An 18,020-nucleotide genomic window follows, 5' to 3' on the forward strand; every position below is an offset into this window, starting at 1 on the left:
CTCGGCTTCAAAACCATTCATTTCACCAGTGGCTGGTCGCTCTATCCCTTTCTTGCGTTCATCTATTTCATCGGCATCATGCTCGCGCTGCGCATTGTGCGCTCGCCGGTTGGGGCGATCCTCACCGCGATCCGTGAGAATCCGCTGCGTGCGGCCGCAGTAGGCCACAATGTCCAGGGCTACAAACTTACCGCGTTCGTCATTGCTGCCGCCTACGCCGGCATGGCCGGTGGCCTGCTGGGTGTGATGCAGGCTTTCATGCCACCGGACGCTTTCATGTTCGACACCTCGGGTCAGCTCGTGATGCAGACTGCTATCGGCGGCCGCGCTACGCTGTTCGGTCCGCTGGTCGGCGCGGCAGTGTGGCTGTTTCTGCAAGATTTTCTGCAATCGACGCTGGGTCTGGGCGCGACATGGAAGCTGGTGCTTGGCGTGGTGTTCGTGTTGCTGGTGGTTTTCCTGCGCCAGGGCATTATCGGTGGCTTCAGGGATATCTATTGGTACGTTAAAAGCAAGTTGACGACAGAACCGAAAGAAGTGGCAACGGCTGAAAATGGACAAATGGCGGCGGGAACACAAGCTGCGCGAGCACCCATGCCCATGCGGCCGCATCACCCGGTATCCAAGAGCTTCACCGGGCCGATCCTGCAGGTTACCGGCCTTACCAAACACTACGGTGGTGTACACGCCAACACCGACATTGATTTCACAGTGAATCAGGGTGAATTGCGCGGCATCATCGGCCCGAACGGGGCGGGCAAGTCGACCTTTTTCAAGATGCTGACCTGCGAAGTGCATCCCTCTTCTGGCAAGATTCTGTTCGAGGGACGTGATATCACCGGCCTGAGCGTCACCGATGTCTGTCAACTTGGTTTAACCAAGAGTTACCAGGTAAATCAGCTGTTCAATAGCCTGACGGTGCGTCAAAATCTGATCATCTCCGCTTTGGCCGAGCTGCGTGGCAAGTTCAGGCTCGACATGCTGTCCAGCGTGTCAAATACCCCCGGATTGGACGAGCAAGTAGAGCACACGCTGGAGCTGGTCAACTTGACCGGGCGCGCCGACACTCCCGTGTCACAGCTAGCCTATGGCGAGAAACGGCGCCTGGAAGTAGGCCTTGCGCTGGCTTCTTCGCCCAGCTTATTGCTGCTGGACGAACCGCTCGCGGGTATGAGTCCGCAGGAACGGGTCGAAACCGTCAAGCTGCTCAAGTCCATCAGCCAGGGTCGCACCATGATCATCATCGATCACGATATGGACGCGTTATTCGAGCTGGCTGAGCGCATTACAGTGCTACAGGAAGGCCGCATCCTGGTCGAAGGCACGCCGGATGAAATCAAGGGTAACGCGAAAGTACAGGAAGCGTACCTTGGTGGCGTGCATGAGGAGATCGCATTATGAGCCTCCTGGAAGTCGAAGGGTTGCACAGTTATTACGGGGATTCACATATCCTGTTTGATGTCTCGCTACGCGTGGAAAAGAACGAAGTGGTGGCGCTGCTCGGCCGCAACGGGGCTGGCAAGAGCACCACCCTGAAAAGCCTGATGGGCGTGGTGACACCGCGCGCGGGTTCGGTAAAACTTGACGGCGTCGAACTGGTCGGCAAAAAAAGCCACACTATCGCGCAAGCGGGCATGCAGCTTGTGCATGAAGACCGGCGCATTTTCGGCAGCCTCAATGTTGAGGAAAATCTGTCTCTCGCGGCACTTACGGCATCGAACAAATGGCCGATCGACCGCATTTACGAAATGTTCCCGCGGCTGAAAGAACGGCGCGGCAGTAGCGGCACCGACTTGTCGGGTGGTGAACAGCAGATGCTGGCGATTGCCCGCGCGCTGATCCGTGATCCGAAAATCATCCTATTGGATGAGCCGTTCGAAGGCCTTGCGCCGGTCATCGTGCGCGACCTGATGACGGCTTGCAGGGAGCTCGCGGCGGCCGGGCAGACCATTGTCCTGGTGGAGCAGAATCTTGCGGCCACGCTGGCACTGGCGCAACGCGTCTACATCATCAACAACGGTCATATCGTGCACGAGGGTCCTTCACAGGAAATCAAGGCACAACCCGACATATTGCAGCGTTACCTGGCTGTCTAACTGCTGCTGGCTAGCCTAAGCCACTCGAAGTGGGAGTGCAAATACCATGTGGTGTTTATTCCGAAGTGTCGCCGCAGGACGTTGTAGGAGCAACTGAGGCAGCACCTCGGGGAAGTGTTTCGCAAACTGGCTGAGCGGAAAGAGAGCCGGATTGAGGAAGGTCATCTGATGCCGGATCACGTGCACATGATGATATTGATCCCGGCGAAGTACGCAGTTTCGCAGGTGATCGGGCACCTCAAGGGCAAGAGTGCGATTCACTTGGCCCGAGTGTATGGAGAACGGAAGCGGAACTTCGTCGGGCAACACTTTTGGGCCCGAGGGTATTTTGTTTCGACGGTGTGAAGAGATGAAGCGGTGATCCGGGAGTACATCAGGAAGCAGGAGCAGGAAGACCAGCGCCTGGATCAGATGCACCTATGGCGTTAACCGGCCACCGCAAGGTGGCCCAATGGAATCGGGGCCGCGTTAGCGACCCCGGTTAGCCACTTTGAGCGGCTCATAAACTAAAGCCCCCCTCTGCCGGGGGATGCTTACCCGTGATGGCGAGTCGCCCATATCCGCAATGAATATCATCGAAGCAGGCTTACTGGTCTTGGGGTGAACGGGTTCCCGAATTTCAGAGACCTGGAATTGGTTCTGCGTGAACAGCCTTATCCAGCTTTCGATTGTTCTGAAATACAGGGAGCCGGGTCGATAAAACTGCCATTGAAGCCATCATTAGCCTTCGCGCCAACCGTTTGCCGGGATGTGGCGGCTGCCAAGTTCGCGTACCAGCCAGCCTTCGCCACAACCTATATCGAGTACTGAACCCGGGGAGCAATCCAGCAGGGCGTTGATGATCGCCTGGTCGGTAGCCTGGCGGCGACTTTCGATGTGCTCCTCACGTACCGCCACGGTCCATGACACAGCGTTTTTGTGCCAGGATTCGACTATTTTTGTGTCGCTGAATGGCGCGGTATTGATCTGCTTCATGATGGTTTCCATGCCGGGGCAGGGTACTGAATCCGGTCAATAATGTGCCGATATAGTACACATGTCGTATATCAATCCCTGTGTCGGCTTGCGACTTGCCGCCTTAAACCCCGGCATTTTCCTGCGCCGGCAGCCATCGTTTCTGTAAGCTGCGCAACGAGATCACGGTGAGAGCGCCTATCAACGCGCCCCCCAGGATATCGGCCGGGAAATGCGCCCCCAGGGCAGGGCGCGATAGGCACACCAGCAGCGCGAATCCCCACAATCCCCAGCGCAATGGCCAAGCCGCCTGATAGGACAGACTGGCCGCCAGCAAAACCGCGAAAGTGGCGTGCCCGGAGGGAAAGCTGTGGTGGAATTCAGGTCGTCCTACGACATGTACCCAGTGCTGCCCTAAAGCCAGTAGAGGGCGGGGGAAATTCAGCAAAGGTTTGAGCAATATGACGATCAATCCGGTAACGACATATCCCACACCGAATATCAGGACGTTGTTGCCAGGTAGCCAGCGTGGACGCCAGGCACTGACCAGCAAGGCGAGTGCGATATAGTATGGATAATTGCCATGACTGCCGAGCGCCGTCATGGTCAGCATCAGTGCATCCCAATAGGGACCATGAAAGCTGTTGAGCCACAAAAACAGCTGGTGGTTCAGCCCACCCCAGGCATACAGCGGATTATCCGGAGTCAGGCTCACAGCATGGTCAATCCGTAAGCCCACAGGCCAATACCGATCAGCGCGCAAACGGACGCGATACTCATCAGCCAGGCGCGCTTGGTGAGCGCGGTAACGGATGCCAGCGCCACGGCAATCTGAAACAGAATGAGCGCCAGCGACATTTTCTCGTGCGGCGCATTCAGCTGGGCGGCCTCGGCATTGGCTTTGGCGGATGCCTGTTCAAATTTATCCGCATTGGCCTTGATTCCGGTTTTTTGTGACTTGTACTTGGTGATTTCGGATTCAAATCCGCTGGTTTTGCCAGTAGGTGCGAGGGTTTTGGCAAGTTCCATCAGGTGCATTTTGGTACTGACCGCCTGATAATAATTCCACTGATCAGTCGCATGCTCCTTCATCAATACCGCTTCGTTTTTCTGCAACAGCACGTCATTCATCAAATGACTTCCCTGATAACTCAAAACAGCGCCCAGGGCTGCTAGAATCGCGGTGAATATGGCTACCCACTGATCCAGCGAATTGGCCTCGTGGCTGTGATGGGGTGGGTGAGGAATGTGAATACCTGTGTCGCTCATGGTAAAAATCCGGATTGATTAAGATTTAAGGTGGTGCGTATTCTGAATCGATTGAATGCATGCATCAAGCTATTTACCATGCAGGCATGTCAAAACCCGGCTAAATACCTAATGCCGCCAGTAATTAAAGGTTTTCGTTCAAATTCCGATATTAGATAGTGGCCATTAAAAAAAATTCTTGAGGGATGGGTGGGCAGTGAGCTATGTCACTGGTCGTCATTTGGATCAAGTAAAAATATAAAATCGGATCTTAATCTATGAAAACAGCGATTCGGCTGTTCATGCAAAACTCCAAATACGCCATTGTGATCGGCTTTGGGCTGGTATTGCTGCTGATGGTCACGATTACCGTGATCGGACTGGTGCGTATGCACTCCATTAACCTACAGATGGAGGCGATTGTCAGGGATCGTGAAACCAAAAGCGAACTGGTGGCGAACCTGCGTTCCCTGTCGCGCGAACGCGCCGTCACCGTCTATAGCATGCTGTTGATGAAAGACCCGTTTCAGCTGGATGATGCCGTGCAGCACTTCAGCCAGCTTGCCGGTGAGTTTATTCGCAACCGGGATGAATTGTTTCGGCTGAATTTAAATCCCGTAGAAAGAGCGACACTGCTGGCTTCGCAGCAAAAAACCCGGGTTTCTACGCAGTTAATGGGTCATGTGGTCGAGTTGATTCAGGCCGGAAAACTCGCACAGGCGCAGGAGATGCTGCAGATACAGGCCATTCCTGCGCAGGAACAGGTGTTTTCACTGTTCAATCAACTGATTAAGATGGAGCAGCGCTATACGCATGTGGCCGTGAACAACGTCGCCAGGGAATACCGGTCTGCGGTCTGGATGGTCGGCACGCTGGGTGGTCTGGCCTTTGTACTGGGCATCGGCATCATGATACTGGTGGTGCGCAAGTCAATCCGTATCGAACGCGCTTTGTTCCAGGAGAAGGAACGCGCAGAGGTTACCCTGCATTCAATCGGCGATGCCGTCATTTCTACCGATTTGGCGGGTAACGTAGATTACATTAATCCTGTGGCGGAGCAACTCACCGGCTGGAGTGCCGATCAGGCGTACGGACTGCCTTTCTGGCAAATATTCAATACGGTCGATGAAATATCCAGGCAGTCGCTAGACCAACCGTTTGCACCTGATCAACTGGATGGGTGGATGGTAGGGCTTAACCGCCATGCGGTGCTGATCAGCAAAACCGGTGCGGAATTTTCCATCGAATCGTCCGTTACGCCGATTCGCAATCATGGCGGCGCTACCATAGGCTTTGTGTCGGTTTTCCATGATGTAACGGTGACACGTAACATGGCTCAACAACTGTCCTGGCAGGCCAGCCATGATTCGTTGACAGGCCTGACCAACCGGCGCGAGTTCGAACGTTGCCTGGCAGAATTGTTGAATAGCGCAAAGCTGACAGATCACCGGCACATTTTGATCTATATGGACCTGGATCAGTTCAAGCTGGTCAACGATACCAGCGGACATGGGGCAGGAGACGAATTGTTGCGCCAACTGGCGGCGATCATCCAGTCTCATATTCGAACACACGATACGTTGGCCAGGCTGGGCGGGGATGAGTTCGGTGTGTTATTACGTGAATGTGGCATTGAGCAAGGACGCCAGACTGCAGAAAAATTGCGTCAGGTGATTGCAGAGTTCCGTTTTGTCTGGAAAGGTAAAACCTTCGAGGTCGGCGCCAGTGTGGGGCTGGTAGAGGTGACCGCCAATGCAGAAAATATTGCCGCGTTGCTGAGCGCAGCTGACGCAGCCTGTTACATGGCCAAGGACAAAGGGCGCAACCGGGTCTGGGTGCACGAGAAAGATAGTGCAGAGATGCTCCAGCGCCACGGCGAGATGCAGTGGGTGGCGCGCATCACCCATGCTTTTGAAGAAAAGCGCTTTCTTCTGTATTACCAGAACATCGTTGCAGTGCAGCCCAATCAGCAGCGAAAAGAATACTGCGAAATATTATTGCGGCTGGAGGATGAATCCGGCCGGCTGGTGAGCCCGATGAGTTTCATCCCGGCGGCTGAACGCTACGGAATGATGCCGTTGATTGACCGTTGGGTGATCCGCACCATGTTCAAATGGCTGCTGGATAATCCGGGGAGTACCGAGCAGCGCTGCTACGCCATCAATATTTCCGGCCAGTCACTGGGTGACGAGCATTTTGTCGGATTCGTGATTGACCAGTTCCATCTTAGCGGCATTTCAGGCGAGGTTATCTGTTTCGAAGTGACTGAAACGGCAGCGATTGCCAACCTGAGTCAGGCCATGCGATTTATCAGCGTTCTCAGAGGTATCGGTTGCCGTTTCTCGCTCGATGACTTCGGTAGTGGCATGTCTTCCTTTGCATACCTCAAGAATCTTCATGTGGATAGCGTAAAAATAGATGGCGCCTTTGTGCGCGACATGGTGACGGACGCGGTCGACTACGCCATGGTGGAGGCCATCAACCGGATTGGCCAGGTGATGGGTATCCAGACGGTGGCAGAATTTGTGGAAAATGATGCCATATTGAAAAAGCTCAGCATACTGGGCGTGGATTATGCTCAGGGCTACGGCATACACAAACCGGCACCTTTGCATTTGCTGTGCGATAAGGTCAGGCTTCCCGCACGCGGCGCTGCCTGATGGGATTCGTCACCCAGGCCGGCCGGATAGTATGGTGGATGGTGGCGATTTCTGTACTGCTGTCGCTACCTGCCGTTGCCGAAGTCTCCGAACATATCCTGCTGCAAGCATCGCCGCTGGCGGGCTTCCAGTACTATCGCGGCAAGCAGGTCTGGGCTGAAATGCACGAAGGCGACACGCTGGAATTGGTGCGCGAGCCGCAAAATATCCATGATCCACGCGCTGTTCGAGTGGAATGGCATGGTGTCAAGTTGGGCTATGTGCCGCGTCGCGATAATGAGGCGGTGGCGCGGCTGATGGATCGAGGTAACCGGCTGGAGGCACGCATCAGCCGTTTAAGCCCGAGCCGAAATCCGTGGCAGCGTGTTCTGTTCGAAGTCTATCTGCCCCTTCATTAGCCTGCCTCCGCTATAATCGCCGGATGAGAATTCTGGCTTTTGATACCTCCACCGAGTATTGCTCTGTCGCCTTGCTGCAGGACGATGCGCTCAGCTTTCGTGAAATTCACGCCGGACAAACCCACTCGCAATTATTGTTACCCATGTGTCAGGAAATCCTGGCCGAAGCGCAGATTAGCTTGGCTCAGCTCGATGGCATCGCCTTCGGTGCCGGGCCGGGTTCGTTTACCGGCCTGCGTATTGCCTGTGCTGTGGCGCAGGGGTTGGCATTTGGCGCGGACGTGCCGGTGCTGGGTATCGGCACTTTGCTGGCGCTGGCCGAGGCGAGCGGCGCCGAGCGGGTCATCACCTGTCTGGATGCGCGCATGGCTGAGGTATACCATGCGGTATATCAACGTGAGGGAAGCGACTGGATAAGCGCATCCGAGCCGCAGCTGTGCGCTCCCCAACTGGTCCCCATGCCTGAGGGCGCTGGCTGGATGGGGTGCGGTAGCGGATTTAAAGCGTATGCAGAACCGCTACAGGCGCGATATGGCGCTGTGCTGACCAGTGTGAGGCCGGAACTGTATCCGCATGCCCGCGACATTGCCCGTTTGGCCGCGCCGCGCATCGCTAGCGGGCAGGGCGTGGCCGCAGAACTGGCGGTGCCGTTTTATATTCGCGACAAGGTCGCATTGAAGATTTCCGAACGATGAGTGCGCTATTACACTTCCAGCCGCTATTCCGCCCGATGCGCGAAGACGACATCGATGTGGTCGTGGCGATAGAACATGTGGTTTATCCATTTCCATGGACGCGCGGCAATTTCCGCGATTCGCTACAGTCAGGCTATAGCTGCTGGGTGTGCCAGCACAATCAATATGTCGCGGGTTATGCGGTGCTGATGCTGGCAGCGGGAGAAGCGCATTTATTGAATATCACAGTAGGTCTGGAGTGGCAGGGCAGGGGCTGGGGACGTACCTTCATGCAGTATTTGATCGAAGTCGCGCGCGATTATCACGCCGAAACCATGTACCTGGAAGTGCGGCCGTCGAATACCGTGGCGCGCCGTCTTTACCATAAGCTGGGATTCGAATATGTGGCCATGCGCAAAGCATATTACCCTGCTGAAAAAGGGCGCGAAGACGCCGTGATCATGCTGCTGGATATAAAAGAAGATGCGTGACATTGTGCTTCGCGAATTGGAACTTGCCCCCCGCTGGAAGCTGCGTGGTGCCGGGACGGCCGCTTCTGCCCCCGCGCCAGGTGGCGTAGAAGATATCGGCGGGATGGATTGGGATGCGCTTCGGCAGGCGGTGGACACCTGCACTGCCTGCCCGCTGCATGCAACCCGCACCCAAGGCGTGCTCGGTGCCGGTGATATTCATGCTGACTGGTTGTTCGTAGGGGAGGCACCTGGTGCCGAGGAGGATATTCAGGGCGAGCCTTTCGTCGGTGCCGCAGGCAAGCTGCTGGATGCGATGCTGACAGCAATTCATCTGCGTCGCGGCGATAACGTTTATATCGCCAATGTTCTGAAATCACGGCCGCCCGGTAACCGCAATCCAAAACCTGAAGAAATCACGGCCTGTCTGCCGTATCTGGAACGTCAGATTCAATTGATCCAGCCGAAACTGATGATTGCGCTTGGGCGTTTCGCCGCGCACACGCTGCTGGATACCGATGCCAGTATCAGCAGCCTGCGTGGGCAGGTGCATCAATACCGCGATATTCCATTGATTGTGACGTATCATCCGGCCTATCTGCTGCGCAACCTGGCGGACAAGTCGCGCGCATGGGAAGACCTGTGTCTGGCGGTCGCGACCATGCAGGGCTTGTTAAAACAACCTGCCGCCTCAATCTGATGTCACGAATTCACACAAGGAGAAACCGCAATGCGTAACTGGATGATGTCACTCATGCTGTTGCTGACGCTGAGCCTGAGTGGCTGCGGCTACAACACATTTCAGACCTCCGACGAACAGGTCAAGGCCAGCTGGGCTGAAGTACTCAATCAGTATCAGCGCCGCGCCGATCTGGTGCCCAATCTGGTCAATGTGGTAAAAGGCTATGCGGCTCACGAAAAAGATGTATTCACGCAAGTGACCGAGGCGCGCGCCCGCGTCGGACAGATTCAAGCCACGCCTGAGCTGATCAATGACCCTGCAGCCTTTGCCAAATTCCAGGCCGCACAACGCGACATGAGCAATTCTCTGGGGCGCCTGATGCTGGTTGCCGAAAATTACCCGCAGCTCAAGGCGGACGGTGTATTCCGTGATCTTCAAGCGCAACTGGAAGGTACCGAAAATCGCATCACCGTTGCGCGTAAACGTTATATCGATGCGGTGCAGGAATACAACAACACCGTACGGCGTTTCCCCAGCAATCTCACTGCCATGGTGATGGGCTACAAGGTTAAGCCCAGCTTTACTGTAGACAACGAGAAGGAAATTTCCAAAGCGCCCAAAGTCGATTTTGGCGCGCCCGCCGCACCGGCGCCGGCTCATTAGCCTCGATATGAAACGCTGCTTGACCATACTGGCAGCCCTGTTGTGTATAGGGGCTGCCGGCCCGGTGCTGGCTGAGGTGGCGGTGCCTGCACTTAAGGCGCATGTCACCGATCTCACCAATACGCTCACTTCAGTTCAGGCAGCCAGCCTGGAGCAGCAACTGGCTGATTTCGAGAAACACAAGGGTAGTCAGCTTGCAGTGCTTATTGTACCCACCACAGCACCCGAAGCGATTGAACAATACGGCATACGCGTGGCCGAGGCGTGGAAATTGGGACGCAAGGGCGTGGATGACGGAGTGATCCTGCTGGTCGCCAAAAACGATCATGCTTTGCGCATCGAAGTGGGCTATGGCCTGGAGGGCGTGATTCCAGATGCGATTGCCAAACGCGTCATCGCCGAGACTATCGTGCCGCATTTTAAACAGGATGATTTCGCAGGCGGAATCCAGGCCGGGGTGGATCAGCTCATCAAGTTGATAAATGGAGAGCCGTTGCCGCCGGTCAAAGCCAAAGCCCAAAACAGCAGCAGCGATCCACTCGGTATGCTATTCATCGCTGTCATAGGTGCCACTTTCATTGGCCAGGTGCTGCGTGCAATATTCGGGCGCTTTCTGGGTTCAGGCATGGCTGCGGCGGCTGTAGGAGGTCTGGGCTGGCTGGTGCTGGGCTCGGCGCTGATGGCGTCCCTGGCGGGTGTGCTGGTGTTCTTTGCGGTATTTTCCGGAATCAACCTGGGGCGCGGCGGCGGTTTTGGCGGAGGTGGATTCGGTGGCGGCTCGGGTGGGTTCGGTGGTGGAGGTGGCGGCTTTGGTGGTGGTGGCGCGTCGGGGAGATGGTGAGATGAGCCTGATGCGTGTGTTCAAACATCTTCTGCATTTTCCGTGGCGCGTGCATCTCGCCTTTCCCGCGCACACCATGCGTGCGATCGAGTCCGCCATACATGGCTCCGAGCAGCACCATTACGGTGAACTGCGCTTTGCCGTGGAAGGCGCGCTGGATATTGGCGAACTATGGCAAGGCATGTCCGCACGCGAGCGGGCCCTGAATGTTTTCACCGAGCTGCGCGTGTGGGATACGGAACACAACAATGGCGTGCTGATATATCTGCTGTTGGCCGACCACGATGTGGAGATTGTCGCCGACCGGGGTATTCACGGGCATATTGCTGCGGGCGAATGGGAGGGCGTTTGTCGCGCCATGGAAGCGCTGTTGCAGCAGGGCCAATATGAGGCGGCGGCGTTGCAGGGGGTGGCGGCAGTAGGGGATCTGCTACAACGGCATTATCCCGCGCAAGGCAGAAAGCGCAACGAACTGGATAATCGGCCGGTCATGGTAAAACGCTAGCCTATAAACAAACAGCCCGCAAATCGCGGGCTGTTTGGAGTAGCGCTGACCTGAAAGTTTTACTGATCGAGGTTTAACCGATCCAGGCGTGTTCCATCACATCCAGGCGCAAGTCTTGCGTGAACTTTTCACCATTACCTTCCACCAACAAAGTCACCACGCGTACACCGGGGGTGGCGAATGAAATTTCATGAGTGTAGGTGCCTGGTGCATTGACGGTTTGCTCATTCAGCGGCTTGCCGGTCACATCCAGCAGTTTGCATTTGACCGCGCCGCTGCCATCAACCAATGCCTGGATGCGGAAGTTCTCGTTGGCGCTGCGACGGTATACTTCCGGATCGCGGTTTGCGTTGTACTGCAGGTTGTTGACCTTGACGAGCTTGACCAGCTTTTTCATATCAGCATTCCATAATCTATTAAAGTTGAGTAAAATGATCGGGTATTGCGTATTTCACAATTCGCTAATTTTATTCTTAAACTCCTGACCGGTCTAGTAAGCAAATGGATCACACCGCATTGATACAAACATTCGAGCAGGTGGACGGACAAATCGTCGATCTGGAACGCATCCTCAACGAACGCGGCTCATTGCCTCTGCCGGAGACGGTCGAGCATGCGATGGCGCTGACCAAGCAGCTCATCATCGCTTATATCGCCGATGTGGGTGAGAAAACACTGCCAGATCAAGCGGATGATCTGCTTGACGTATTCAAGGCGCTGGTAAAAAGCGATCCATCTTGGAACACCATCCGCGACAACTGCCGCGAGCTGGTTTATTACCATAACTGCATAGCCATGGAACGCCTCGATGCTTTGCCGCAGAATCCGGAAAAAATGGCCGTGCGCACGCTGCGCCACCTGTATTTATTCATGAAAACGCGCTGCATGCGTGAAGACCGACTGGAGATGGCATGAAAGGCTTTTTGAACCGTTTGCGCGGGGTTGAGCGCGACATTATTCAGCAGCCGGTGGAAGATGAAGCTGGAGCTCCCTATTACGAAGCGCAGAAAAATGAAGTCGAAATTTTCGAGGCCGCTTACAAAAAACGTCTGCCGGTGATGCTGAAAGGCCCCACCGGCTGCGGCAAGACGCGCTTTCTGGAATACATGGCATGGCGTCTGAAGCGCCCGCTGGTGACCGTATCCTGTCATGAAGACCTGACCAGTTCCGATCTGGTGGGTCGCTTTTTGCTCGAAGGTGAAGCCACCGTGTGGCAGGACGGCCCGCTCACGCGCGCGGTGAAAGCCGGAGCCATCTGTTACCTGGACGAGATTGTCGAGGCGCGCACCGACAGCACGGTGATCATCCATCCGCTCACCGACCACCGTCGCCAGTTGCCGCTGGAAAAGAAGGGTCAGGAAATCGAGGCGCACGAGGATTTCATGCTGGTAATTTCCTACAATCCCGGCTACCAGACCGTACTGAAAGATCTCAAGCCGTCCACCAAGCAACGCTTTATCGGTATCAATTTCGATTATCCGCGTGAAGAAATCGAACGCAAGATCATCCAGAACGAAGTGCCGGAACTGGACACAAGCCAAGTCGAAAAACTGGTTGCCACGGGTCGCCGCGCCCGTACCCTGAAAGACCACGGACTGGAAGAAGCGACCTCTACGCGCGCGCTGGTGTACGCCGGCAACATGATGGTTGCGGGCATCGAGCCGGTGGAAGCGTGCAAGGCCGCGCTGGTCAATCCGGTGACGGACGACCCGGAACTGGCCGAGGCACTGATGGAAATCATCAAGGCGCATTTTGCTGCTTGATTTGAGCTGATGACACAACTGGAAATTCTTGCCGCTATCCAGCAGGAGCTGGTTGATCTGGAGCAGATCAGCTTCGTGGCACACCGCGATACCAGGGAAGCGCTGGACGCCATCCAGAGTCAGGGCGATGAAATCGCACTGGAATGGGTGCGTGCCTGCAAAGCCTTGTTTCAGCACGATCGTGATGCCGGAAAGGCTTTCATTCGCGGCAGTCGTGCGGCGCTGGAGGCAGGCCACACGGTGCTGCCATGGACGCATCAGGCGCTGTGCTTTCTACAGTGGCGCGGTTCCTGGAAAGCGCTGGATGGATTCATGGAGCAGTTGCCCGACGCCTACCGTATTCTGGGCAGTACAGGCGAAGCACGCTGGGCAGAACTGGGTATTGCCTGGTGCGGGCGTCATCTGGAATCGGGTGCGACTTATTTCCGTTGCCCGGTTGCCGAACTGGCTGCGACGCACGGCATCGCCGGTGTGGAAGAACTGGTGTTGCCGGCAGAGAACCTGTTCAGCCAGCGTCGTCTGGCACTTGCCACCTATCTTCCCGGCGCAATCCGGGTGCGCAATCTGCTCGGTGTGGAAGCGGTACAGCCTTGGGCCAAGCGCGGTGCGGACATTCTGCAGGCGGGGCGGCTGCGCGGCGAAGCATTCTTCAAGCTGGAATCGGAAGAAAGCATGGCCATGCTGCTGGAGAATCTGCCCGGTTTTCGTACGCCCGAGCACCAACGCTTATTACAACTGATTCTGTATGCCTGGTTTGGCGAGAATTTCGATCTGCTGGACGGCAACTGGTCGCCGGACAAGGGCCGCGCCTTTGTCGAAACCGACGGCGCGGCGCTGTATTTGCCCATTGCCTTGCCCAGCCGTGAGGAAGCCATCCTGGCGCTGTTGCATGCCGCCGGACATCTGACGTTCCACTCCTTCGAGCGGCGTTATATCGAGGCGTTGTTCCACGAAGTCGGGCGCGAACACCCGCCCCTGGACGCCGACAAGCGCATCACCTGGCGGCCCTTGTTCGCCGCCTTTGGCGAGGACATGACCCGCTTTCAGCTGATTTTCGACCTGTGTGAAGACTTGCGCGTGGATACGCGCATCGGTGTGAGCGTGCCGAATTATCTAGCGCGATTGCTGGCAGCCGCGGAGGCAGCAACGCTGCCTGCTGGCGCTGCCGCTGCGTATTTTGAACTGGCCAGGCAAACGCTGCGCTGGATTGCGTCAGATGCGCCGCAACAGGTTGAAATGGAATCATGGCGACCCCTTCTGAATGAATCGGCCACGATAGTTGACGCGTTCCGCATTGCCAATCTGCTCTATGCGGATACCAATTTGCCGCCGATGACGCTGGCCGAGCGCGAACATGCTTACCTGCCGGGCCGCTCACCCAATGCCGCACGTCCGGTTTATCCGCGCCGCGAGCTGGATCACGCCGAATTCGGCACCGGTACCGAAGATCAGGATGACGCGGTCAAGAATACCGAGATCAAGCCCAACCCGGAAAAACGGGAAATCCCCAAGCAGGCTGCCGGCGAAGACCCGGATTTTGATATTCCACCCGAGGAGACGACTGGCTCGGGCGGTCGCGTCGGCGTCGGCATCCCGCAACCTGCTCACGTGACCGGTCATGCCCGTGGCGCGGAATACAGCGAGAAGGGCAAACCCTACGCCGAATGGGATTACCGCGACGGACGCTACAAGCGCAACTGGGCATGGGTGCAGGAAAAAGAGTTGACCGAGCTGGATGCCAACGAGGCGACCAGGTTGCTCACGCAATATGCACCGGCACTGAAGCGCCTGAAGCGCGCTATTCAAACGCAGAAGCCGGCGCGCATGGCACCGCTGCGGCGCCAGTTCGACGGCGATGAACTGGATCTGGAAGCTGCCATTGGCTATATCGCCGAAAAGCGCGCCGGCATGTCGCCCAAGGCGAATATCTACCGGCAGAGAGTGATGCAGCACCGCGATACAGCGGTCACCCTGCTGGCTGATATCTCCACCTCGATTATGCAGTCCAGCGAAGGCGGCGGACGCGTGGTGGATCACATCCGTGCCGGCATGCTGCTGTTCGCCGAGAGCATGGAAGAGGTGGGCGATCCGTATAGTCTGGCCGGGTTTGCCTCGAAGTATCGCGACAATGTCAGTTATTACAGCATCAAGGGTTTCGATCAGCGCCTGACCCCGCATGCGCGCGCCGTGCTGGGTGGCTTGTCCGGACGGCTTGCCACGCGCATGGGCGCAGCCATCCGCCACGCAGTGAAAGGTTTCGACCGGGCGCCATCCCAGCGTCGTTTGCTGTTGATCCTGTCGGATGGACGGCCGGCAGACTACGATGACGGCGGTGACGAGCGTTACCTGCATGAGGATACGCGCATGGCGGTGAAAGAGGCGGTGGATGCGGGCGTACATCCGTTCTGCATTACCCTGGATGCTGCCGGCAGCCAGTACCTGCCACAAATTTTCGGGCCCGGGCATTACGTGGTGTTGGATCACATCAACGACCTACCCAAAAAATTGCCGGAAATTTACCTGCGGTTGCGCAAATGAATCCCCTGCCTACCCGTAAAGCCAGCTTCATCGGCGCTGCCAAATACCGGCGCAAGACCTACGGCAGCAATCACCCGCTGGCGATCCCGCGCGTTTCGCTGACCTATGATCTGATCAATAGCTATGGTGCGCTCACCAGCGCGGAATTCGTGCAAGCGCGCAAAGCGGCGGATTTCGAACTGGAGTGGTTCCACACGCCCGAATATGTTTCCGCTTTCAAACGCGCCGAGGCGCTGGGCCGGGTCAGCAATCCGGTGCGCAAGCAGCACAATCTGGGTACGCTGGAAAATCCTTATTTCGAGCAGTTTTTCACCATCCCGGCCACTGCTACCGGGGCTTCCATACAGGCGGCGGAGGAGGTCATCCGCGGCCGCATCGGTTTCAATCCGGCGGGCGGCATGCATCATGCGCGTCCGGATCGGGCACTGGGATTCTGCTATTTCAACGATCCGGTGCTGGGCATTCTGCGGCTGCGCCGCGAGGGCTGGCGCGTACTCTATGTGGATATCGACGCCCACCATGGCGATGGGGTGGAAGCGGCATTCCTCGACGACCCGGAAGTGTTTACCTTGTCCCTGCACATGGATACCGGCTACGCCTACCCCTTCAGCGGCGGGCAACTGGCCGGCGCGGGCACGTTAGAATCCGGCTATACCAGCCTGAACGTACCGCTACCTCACAGTACGCATGATGCAGAATACCGCTTGTTATTTGATGCTGTTTGGCAACCTTTGCTGGACCAATTCAAGCCTGACGCGATCGTGTTGCAGGCGGGCACCGACATGATCTTCGCTGATCCGCTGGGCAAGCTAGGGCTTTCCACACAATGTTTCCTGGAGACTGCCCGGACTATTCTGGAAACCGCCCCCTGCCACGCCGACGGTACCCCGCGCTTGCTGGTGACGGGCGGCGGCGGGTATCATCCGCTGGTGCTGGCGCGCGCCTGGACCGGGCTGTGGGCGCTGCTGTCCGGACGCGATCTGGCAGAAGCCATACCCGCTGCCGGAGTGCAGGCACTGCGTGCGGTGGGGTGGGATATGGACGAAGACGAGGACTACTTCGAGCAGCTTTTCGTCTCCCGCCTGGACCGGCTCGAAAGCCGCCCGGTGCGCCCTGAAATTCATGCTTTGATCGAACAAATTCAGCAACATCCTTATCTGAAAAACATATGACCACACCCCTCATACCCGGCCATTGCACCATGATGGCCAGCAAGCAATATGTCGCCAGTTTCGGCAAGGATTGCGCCGAAGGCCATTACAGCGATTTTCTCAATGTCCACCTGCGCTTGTCTTCCATCGGTATCGGTACCTTTCCGGGTGCACCGACCGACGAGGTGGACGCGCACTACGCCGAAATCATTGCGCGGGCGCTGAGCAACGGCATCAACGTGGTGGATACGGGAACGCATTATCGTTATGCGCGTTCCCCGGCGGCGGTGGGTGCGGGCGTCATAAAGGCGCTGGAGGCAGGGGTCAAGCGCGAGCAGATGTTTCTGGTATCCAAGGGGGGATTTTTGAGTTTTCGCGACGGTCCTCCCACCGATCTGCAAGCATGGTTCCAGAGTGAGGTCGTGGCAAAGGGATTGGGACGTACGGAAGACCTGACCCTTGCACATTGCATTAGTCCGGAATACATTGGTTTCCAGCTGGAACTGTCACGTCAGTTGATGGGTGTGGAAACCCTCGACGCTTTCCTGATCGACCAGCCTGAAGTTCATATTCCTGTCATCGGCAAGGATCAGCTTAACCGCAAGCTGGAAAAAGTATTCATGGTGCTGGAGCAGGCGGTCAAGGACAAAAAGCTGCGTTATTACGGTATTTCAACATTCAATGGTTTCCGTGCTGAAACCGATAATCCGCTGTTCCAGTCCATTACCTCCATGCAAGGCCACGCTGAAAAAGCGGCGCGTGCGATCTGGAAGGATGACCGGGCCAAGCACCAGTTCAAGGTGGTGCAAATGCCGTTCAATCAAGTCATGCAGGAAGGCTTTACTCGTTTCAGTCAGACTACTGGTCAGGGCAATGTGGGTTCAACCATCCAGGCAGCGCATCAGCTAGGCGTTTACCTGATGGCAAGTCACACGCTGTTCAAGGGGCATCTTGCCAGTCAGGCCATGGACGCAGTCACCCAGGCGATGCCCATGCTGCAGAATGACGCGCAACGCGCCATCCAGTTCAACCGATCCACGCCGGGAGTAGGGACTACGCTGGTAGGCATCAGCACGCCGGCGCATCTGGAAGATGTGCTGGCAGTGACTAAACTGGTACCGCTGGATAAAACGGCGTATCTGAAAATGTATGAGCGCACGGAATAGCTGCAATTTTTCGAGGGTGTAAATAATTTTGTGTAAACGGTCATTAGGCAGGAGACTGCCGCCTCCAAAGGAAAACCATGACCCAACGCAAAGTAGTACAGCCCGATCTGATTGATCTTTTACTCGCTGATTACCAGAAACCCGAAGACCTGATTGGTGAGAATGGCATCTTAAAGCAGCTCACCAAGGCCATAGTGGAACGCGCCCTGCA

The 18,020-nt window shown here is 56.5% G+C and carries 19 protein-coding genes and 2 pseudogenes; 17 read left to right on the forward strand and 4 right to left on the reverse strand.

All coding sequences use genetic code 11. The features are described 5' to 3' along the window. The 3 genes and pseudogenes from ACYCZJ_RS15360 to tnpA all read left to right on the forward strand — a co-directional run. Window positions 1-1,401: branched-chain amino acid ABC transporter ATP-binding protein/permease (locus tag ACYCZJ_RS15360; protein ID WP_461555105.1), on the forward strand; the 1,401-nt coding region annotated here is incomplete at its 5' end. After that, entirely contained in the window at window positions 1,398-2,096 is a 699-nt protein-coding gene (locus ACYCZJ_RS15365; protein WP_461555106.1) for an ABC transporter ATP-binding protein, read from the forward strand. The genes ACYCZJ_RS15360 and ACYCZJ_RS15365, both read left to right, overlap by 4 nt. Beyond that, window positions 2,097-2,525, forward strand: a pseudogene (gene tnpA, locus ACYCZJ_RS15370) (IS200/IS605 family transposase). Between the two features lie 291 nt (window positions 2,526-2,816). On the opposite strand, the gene ACYCZJ_RS15375 reads toward tnpA, so the two are convergent. The 3 genes from ACYCZJ_RS15375 to ACYCZJ_RS15385 all read right to left on the reverse strand — a co-directional run bounded on the left by ACYCZJ_RS15375 (window position 2,817) and on the right by ACYCZJ_RS15385 (window position 4,319). Next, a complete protein-coding gene (locus ACYCZJ_RS15375; protein WP_461555107.1) occupies window positions 2,817-3,071 on the reverse strand; it encodes a hypothetical protein in 255 nt (84 codons plus the stop codon). 103 nt (window positions 3,072-3,174) lie between these two features. Then, window positions 3,175-3,765: a phosphatase PAP2 family protein gene (locus ACYCZJ_RS15380; RefSeq protein WP_461555108.1), complete on the reverse strand. Its 591-nt coding sequence runs from the start codon at window positions 3,763-3,765 to the stop codon at window positions 3,175-3,177. Next, on the reverse strand, window positions 3,762-4,319 hold the full coding sequence (locus ACYCZJ_RS15385) for a DUF4337 domain-containing protein (RefSeq protein ID WP_461555109.1): 558 nt from the start codon (window positions 4,317-4,319) through the stop codon (window positions 3,762-3,764). Before ACYCZJ_RS15385 ends, ACYCZJ_RS15380 begins: the two co-directional genes overlap by 4 nt. 257 nt (window positions 4,320-4,576) lie before the next feature. Between ACYCZJ_RS15385 and ACYCZJ_RS15390 the strand changes: the two genes are divergently transcribed. Genes ACYCZJ_RS15390 through ACYCZJ_RS15425 form a run of 8 tightly spaced genes read left to right on the forward strand, consistent with a single transcriptional unit; the run spans window position 4,577 to window position 11,191 of the window. Continuing rightward, window positions 4,577-6,958, forward strand: coding sequence for an EAL domain-containing protein (locus ACYCZJ_RS15390; RefSeq protein WP_461555110.1), 2,382 nt, complete (start codon window positions 4,577-4,579; stop codon window positions 6,956-6,958). Then, entirely contained in the window at window positions 6,958-7,356 is a 399-nt protein-coding gene (locus ACYCZJ_RS15395; protein WP_461555111.1) for an HIRAN domain-containing protein, read from the forward strand. The genes ACYCZJ_RS15390 and ACYCZJ_RS15395 overlap by 1 nt, the downstream gene beginning before the upstream one ends. A 23-nt stretch (window positions 7,357-7,379) precedes the next feature. After that, complete coding sequence (gene tsaB, locus ACYCZJ_RS15400; protein ID WP_461555112.1) at window positions 7,380-8,051, forward strand: tRNA (adenosine(37)-N6)-threonylcarbamoyltransferase complex dimerization subunit type 1 TsaB; 672 nt, start codon at window positions 7,380-7,382, stop codon at window positions 8,049-8,051. Next, entirely contained in the window at window positions 8,048-8,521 is a 474-nt protein-coding gene (gene rimI, locus ACYCZJ_RS15405; RefSeq protein ID WP_461555113.1) for a ribosomal protein S18-alanine N-acetyltransferase, read from the forward strand. The genes tsaB and rimI overlap by 4 nt, the downstream gene beginning before the upstream one ends. Continuing rightward, the gene (locus ACYCZJ_RS15410) at window positions 8,514-9,200 is read left to right on the forward strand and encodes a uracil-DNA glycosylase (RefSeq protein ID WP_461555114.1); all 687 of its coding nucleotides are present in this window, start codon (window positions 8,514-8,516) and stop codon (window positions 9,198-9,200) included. The genes rimI and ACYCZJ_RS15410 overlap by 8 nt, the downstream gene beginning before the upstream one ends. Window positions 9,201-9,230: 30 nt before the next feature. Next, the gene (locus ACYCZJ_RS15415) at window positions 9,231-9,845 is read left to right on the forward strand and encodes a LemA family protein (protein ID WP_124705193.1); all 615 of its coding nucleotides are present in this window, start codon (window positions 9,231-9,233) and stop codon (window positions 9,843-9,845) included. Window positions 9,846-9,852: 7 nt separating this feature from the next. Then, window positions 9,853-10,686 (forward strand): TPM domain-containing protein, encoded by an 834-nt coding sequence (locus tag ACYCZJ_RS15420; protein ID WP_461555115.1) that lies wholly within the window; start codon window positions 9,853-9,855, stop codon window positions 10,684-10,686. Between the two features lies 1 nt (window position 10,687). Then, window positions 10,688-11,191 (forward strand): TPM domain-containing protein, encoded by a 504-nt coding sequence (locus ACYCZJ_RS15425; RefSeq protein WP_461555116.1) that lies wholly within the window; start codon window positions 10,688-10,690, stop codon window positions 11,189-11,191. 73 nt (window positions 11,192-11,264) lie between these two features. Here the strand turns inward: ACYCZJ_RS15425 and ACYCZJ_RS15430 are convergent, their stop codons facing one another. Next, the gene (locus ACYCZJ_RS15430; RefSeq protein WP_461555117.1) at window positions 11,265-11,588 is read right to left on the reverse strand and encodes a hypothetical protein; all 324 of its coding nucleotides are present in this window, start codon (window positions 11,586-11,588) and stop codon (window positions 11,265-11,267) included. A gap of 104 nt (window positions 11,589-11,692) precedes the next feature. Here ACYCZJ_RS15430 and ACYCZJ_RS15435 point away from each other — a divergent pair, with 104 nt between their 5' ends. The 6 genes and pseudogenes from ACYCZJ_RS15435 to ACYCZJ_RS15460 form a co-directional block, all read left to right on the forward strand. After that, window positions 11,693-12,106, forward strand: coding sequence for a hypothetical protein (locus ACYCZJ_RS15435; RefSeq protein ID WP_124705190.1), 414 nt, complete (start codon window positions 11,693-11,695; stop codon window positions 12,104-12,106). Continuing rightward, the gene (locus ACYCZJ_RS15440) at window positions 12,103-12,954 is read left to right on the forward strand and encodes an AAA family ATPase (RefSeq protein WP_461555118.1); all 852 of its coding nucleotides are present in this window, start codon (window positions 12,103-12,105) and stop codon (window positions 12,952-12,954) included. The genes ACYCZJ_RS15435 and ACYCZJ_RS15440 overlap by 4 nt, the downstream gene beginning before the upstream one ends. Window positions 12,955-12,963: 9 nt before the next feature. Continuing rightward, on the forward strand, window positions 12,964-15,492 hold the full coding sequence (locus ACYCZJ_RS15445) for a nitric oxide reductase activation protein NorD (RefSeq protein WP_461555119.1): 2,529 nt from the start codon (window positions 12,964-12,966) through the stop codon (window positions 15,490-15,492). After that, window positions 15,489-16,664 carry an acetoin utilization protein AcuC gene (locus ACYCZJ_RS15450; RefSeq protein WP_461555120.1) on the forward strand — a complete coding sequence of 392 codons (1,176 nt, stop codon included), beginning with the start codon at window positions 15,489-15,491 and terminating at the stop codon, window positions 16,662-16,664. Before ACYCZJ_RS15445 ends, ACYCZJ_RS15450 begins: the two co-directional genes overlap by 4 nt. Continuing rightward, a complete protein-coding gene (locus ACYCZJ_RS15455) occupies window positions 16,661-17,809 on the forward strand; it encodes an aldo/keto reductase (protein ID WP_461555121.1) in 1,149 nt (382 codons plus the stop codon). Before ACYCZJ_RS15450 ends, ACYCZJ_RS15455 begins: the two co-directional genes overlap by 4 nt. A 77-nt stretch (window positions 17,810-17,886) precedes the next feature. Further along, window positions 17,887-18,020 (forward strand): annotated as a pseudogene (locus ACYCZJ_RS15460) (IS256 family transposase); the annotation flags it as partial.

Source organism: Sulfuriferula sp., from assembly GCF_054605375.1.

Bases quoted from the DNA above. Each gene is read 5' to 3' on its own strand.
- ACYCZJ_RS15365 (WP_461555106.1), top strand. From the start codon at position 1,398: ATGAGCCTCCTGGAAGTCGAAGGGTTGCACAGTTATTACGGGGATTCA.
- ACYCZJ_RS15375 (WP_461555107.1), bottom strand. From the start codon at position 3,071: ATGAAGCAGATCAATACCGCGCCATTCAGCGACACAAAAATAGTCGAA.
- ACYCZJ_RS15385 (WP_461555109.1), bottom strand. From the start codon at position 4,319: ATGAGCGACACAGGTATTCACATTCCTCACCCACCCCATCACAGCCAC.
- ACYCZJ_RS15390 (WP_461555110.1), top strand. From the start codon at position 4,577: ATGAAAACAGCGATTCGGCTGTTCATGCAAAACTCCAAATACGCCATT.
- ACYCZJ_RS15395 (WP_461555111.1), top strand. From the start codon at position 6,958: ATGGGATTCGTCACCCAGGCCGGCCGGATAGTATGGTGGATGGTGGCG.
- tsaB (WP_461555112.1), top strand. From the start codon at position 7,380: ATGAGAATTCTGGCTTTTGATACCTCCACCGAGTATTGCTCTGTCGCC.
- rimI (WP_461555113.1), top strand. From the start codon at position 8,048: ATGAGTGCGCTATTACACTTCCAGCCGCTATTCCGCCCGATGCGCGAA.
- ACYCZJ_RS15410 (WP_461555114.1), top strand. From the start codon at position 8,514: ATGCGTGACATTGTGCTTCGCGAATTGGAACTTGCCCCCCGCTGGAAG.
- ACYCZJ_RS15415 (WP_124705193.1), top strand. From the start codon at position 9,231: ATGCGTAACTGGATGATGTCACTCATGCTGTTGCTGACGCTGAGCCTG.
- ACYCZJ_RS15420 (WP_461555115.1), top strand. From the start codon at position 9,853: ATGAAACGCTGCTTGACCATACTGGCAGCCCTGTTGTGTATAGGGGCT.
- ACYCZJ_RS15425 (WP_461555116.1), top strand. From the start codon at position 10,688: ATGAGCCTGATGCGTGTGTTCAAACATCTTCTGCATTTTCCGTGGCGC.
- ACYCZJ_RS15430 (WP_461555117.1), bottom strand. From the start codon at position 11,588: ATGAAAAAGCTGGTCAAGCTCGTCAAGGTCAACAACCTGCAGTACAAC.
- ACYCZJ_RS15435 (WP_124705190.1), top strand. From the start codon at position 11,693: ATGGATCACACCGCATTGATACAAACATTCGAGCAGGTGGACGGACAA.
- ACYCZJ_RS15440 (WP_461555118.1), top strand. From the start codon at position 12,103: ATGAAAGGCTTTTTGAACCGTTTGCGCGGGGTTGAGCGCGACATTATT.
- ACYCZJ_RS15445 (WP_461555119.1), top strand. From the start codon at position 12,964: ATGACACAACTGGAAATTCTTGCCGCTATCCAGCAGGAGCTGGTTGAT.
- ACYCZJ_RS15450 (WP_461555120.1), top strand. From the start codon at position 15,489: ATGAATCCCCTGCCTACCCGTAAAGCCAGCTTCATCGGCGCTGCCAAA.
- ACYCZJ_RS15455 (WP_461555121.1), top strand. From the start codon at position 16,661: ATGACCACACCCCTCATACCCGGCCATTGCACCATGATGGCCAGCAAG.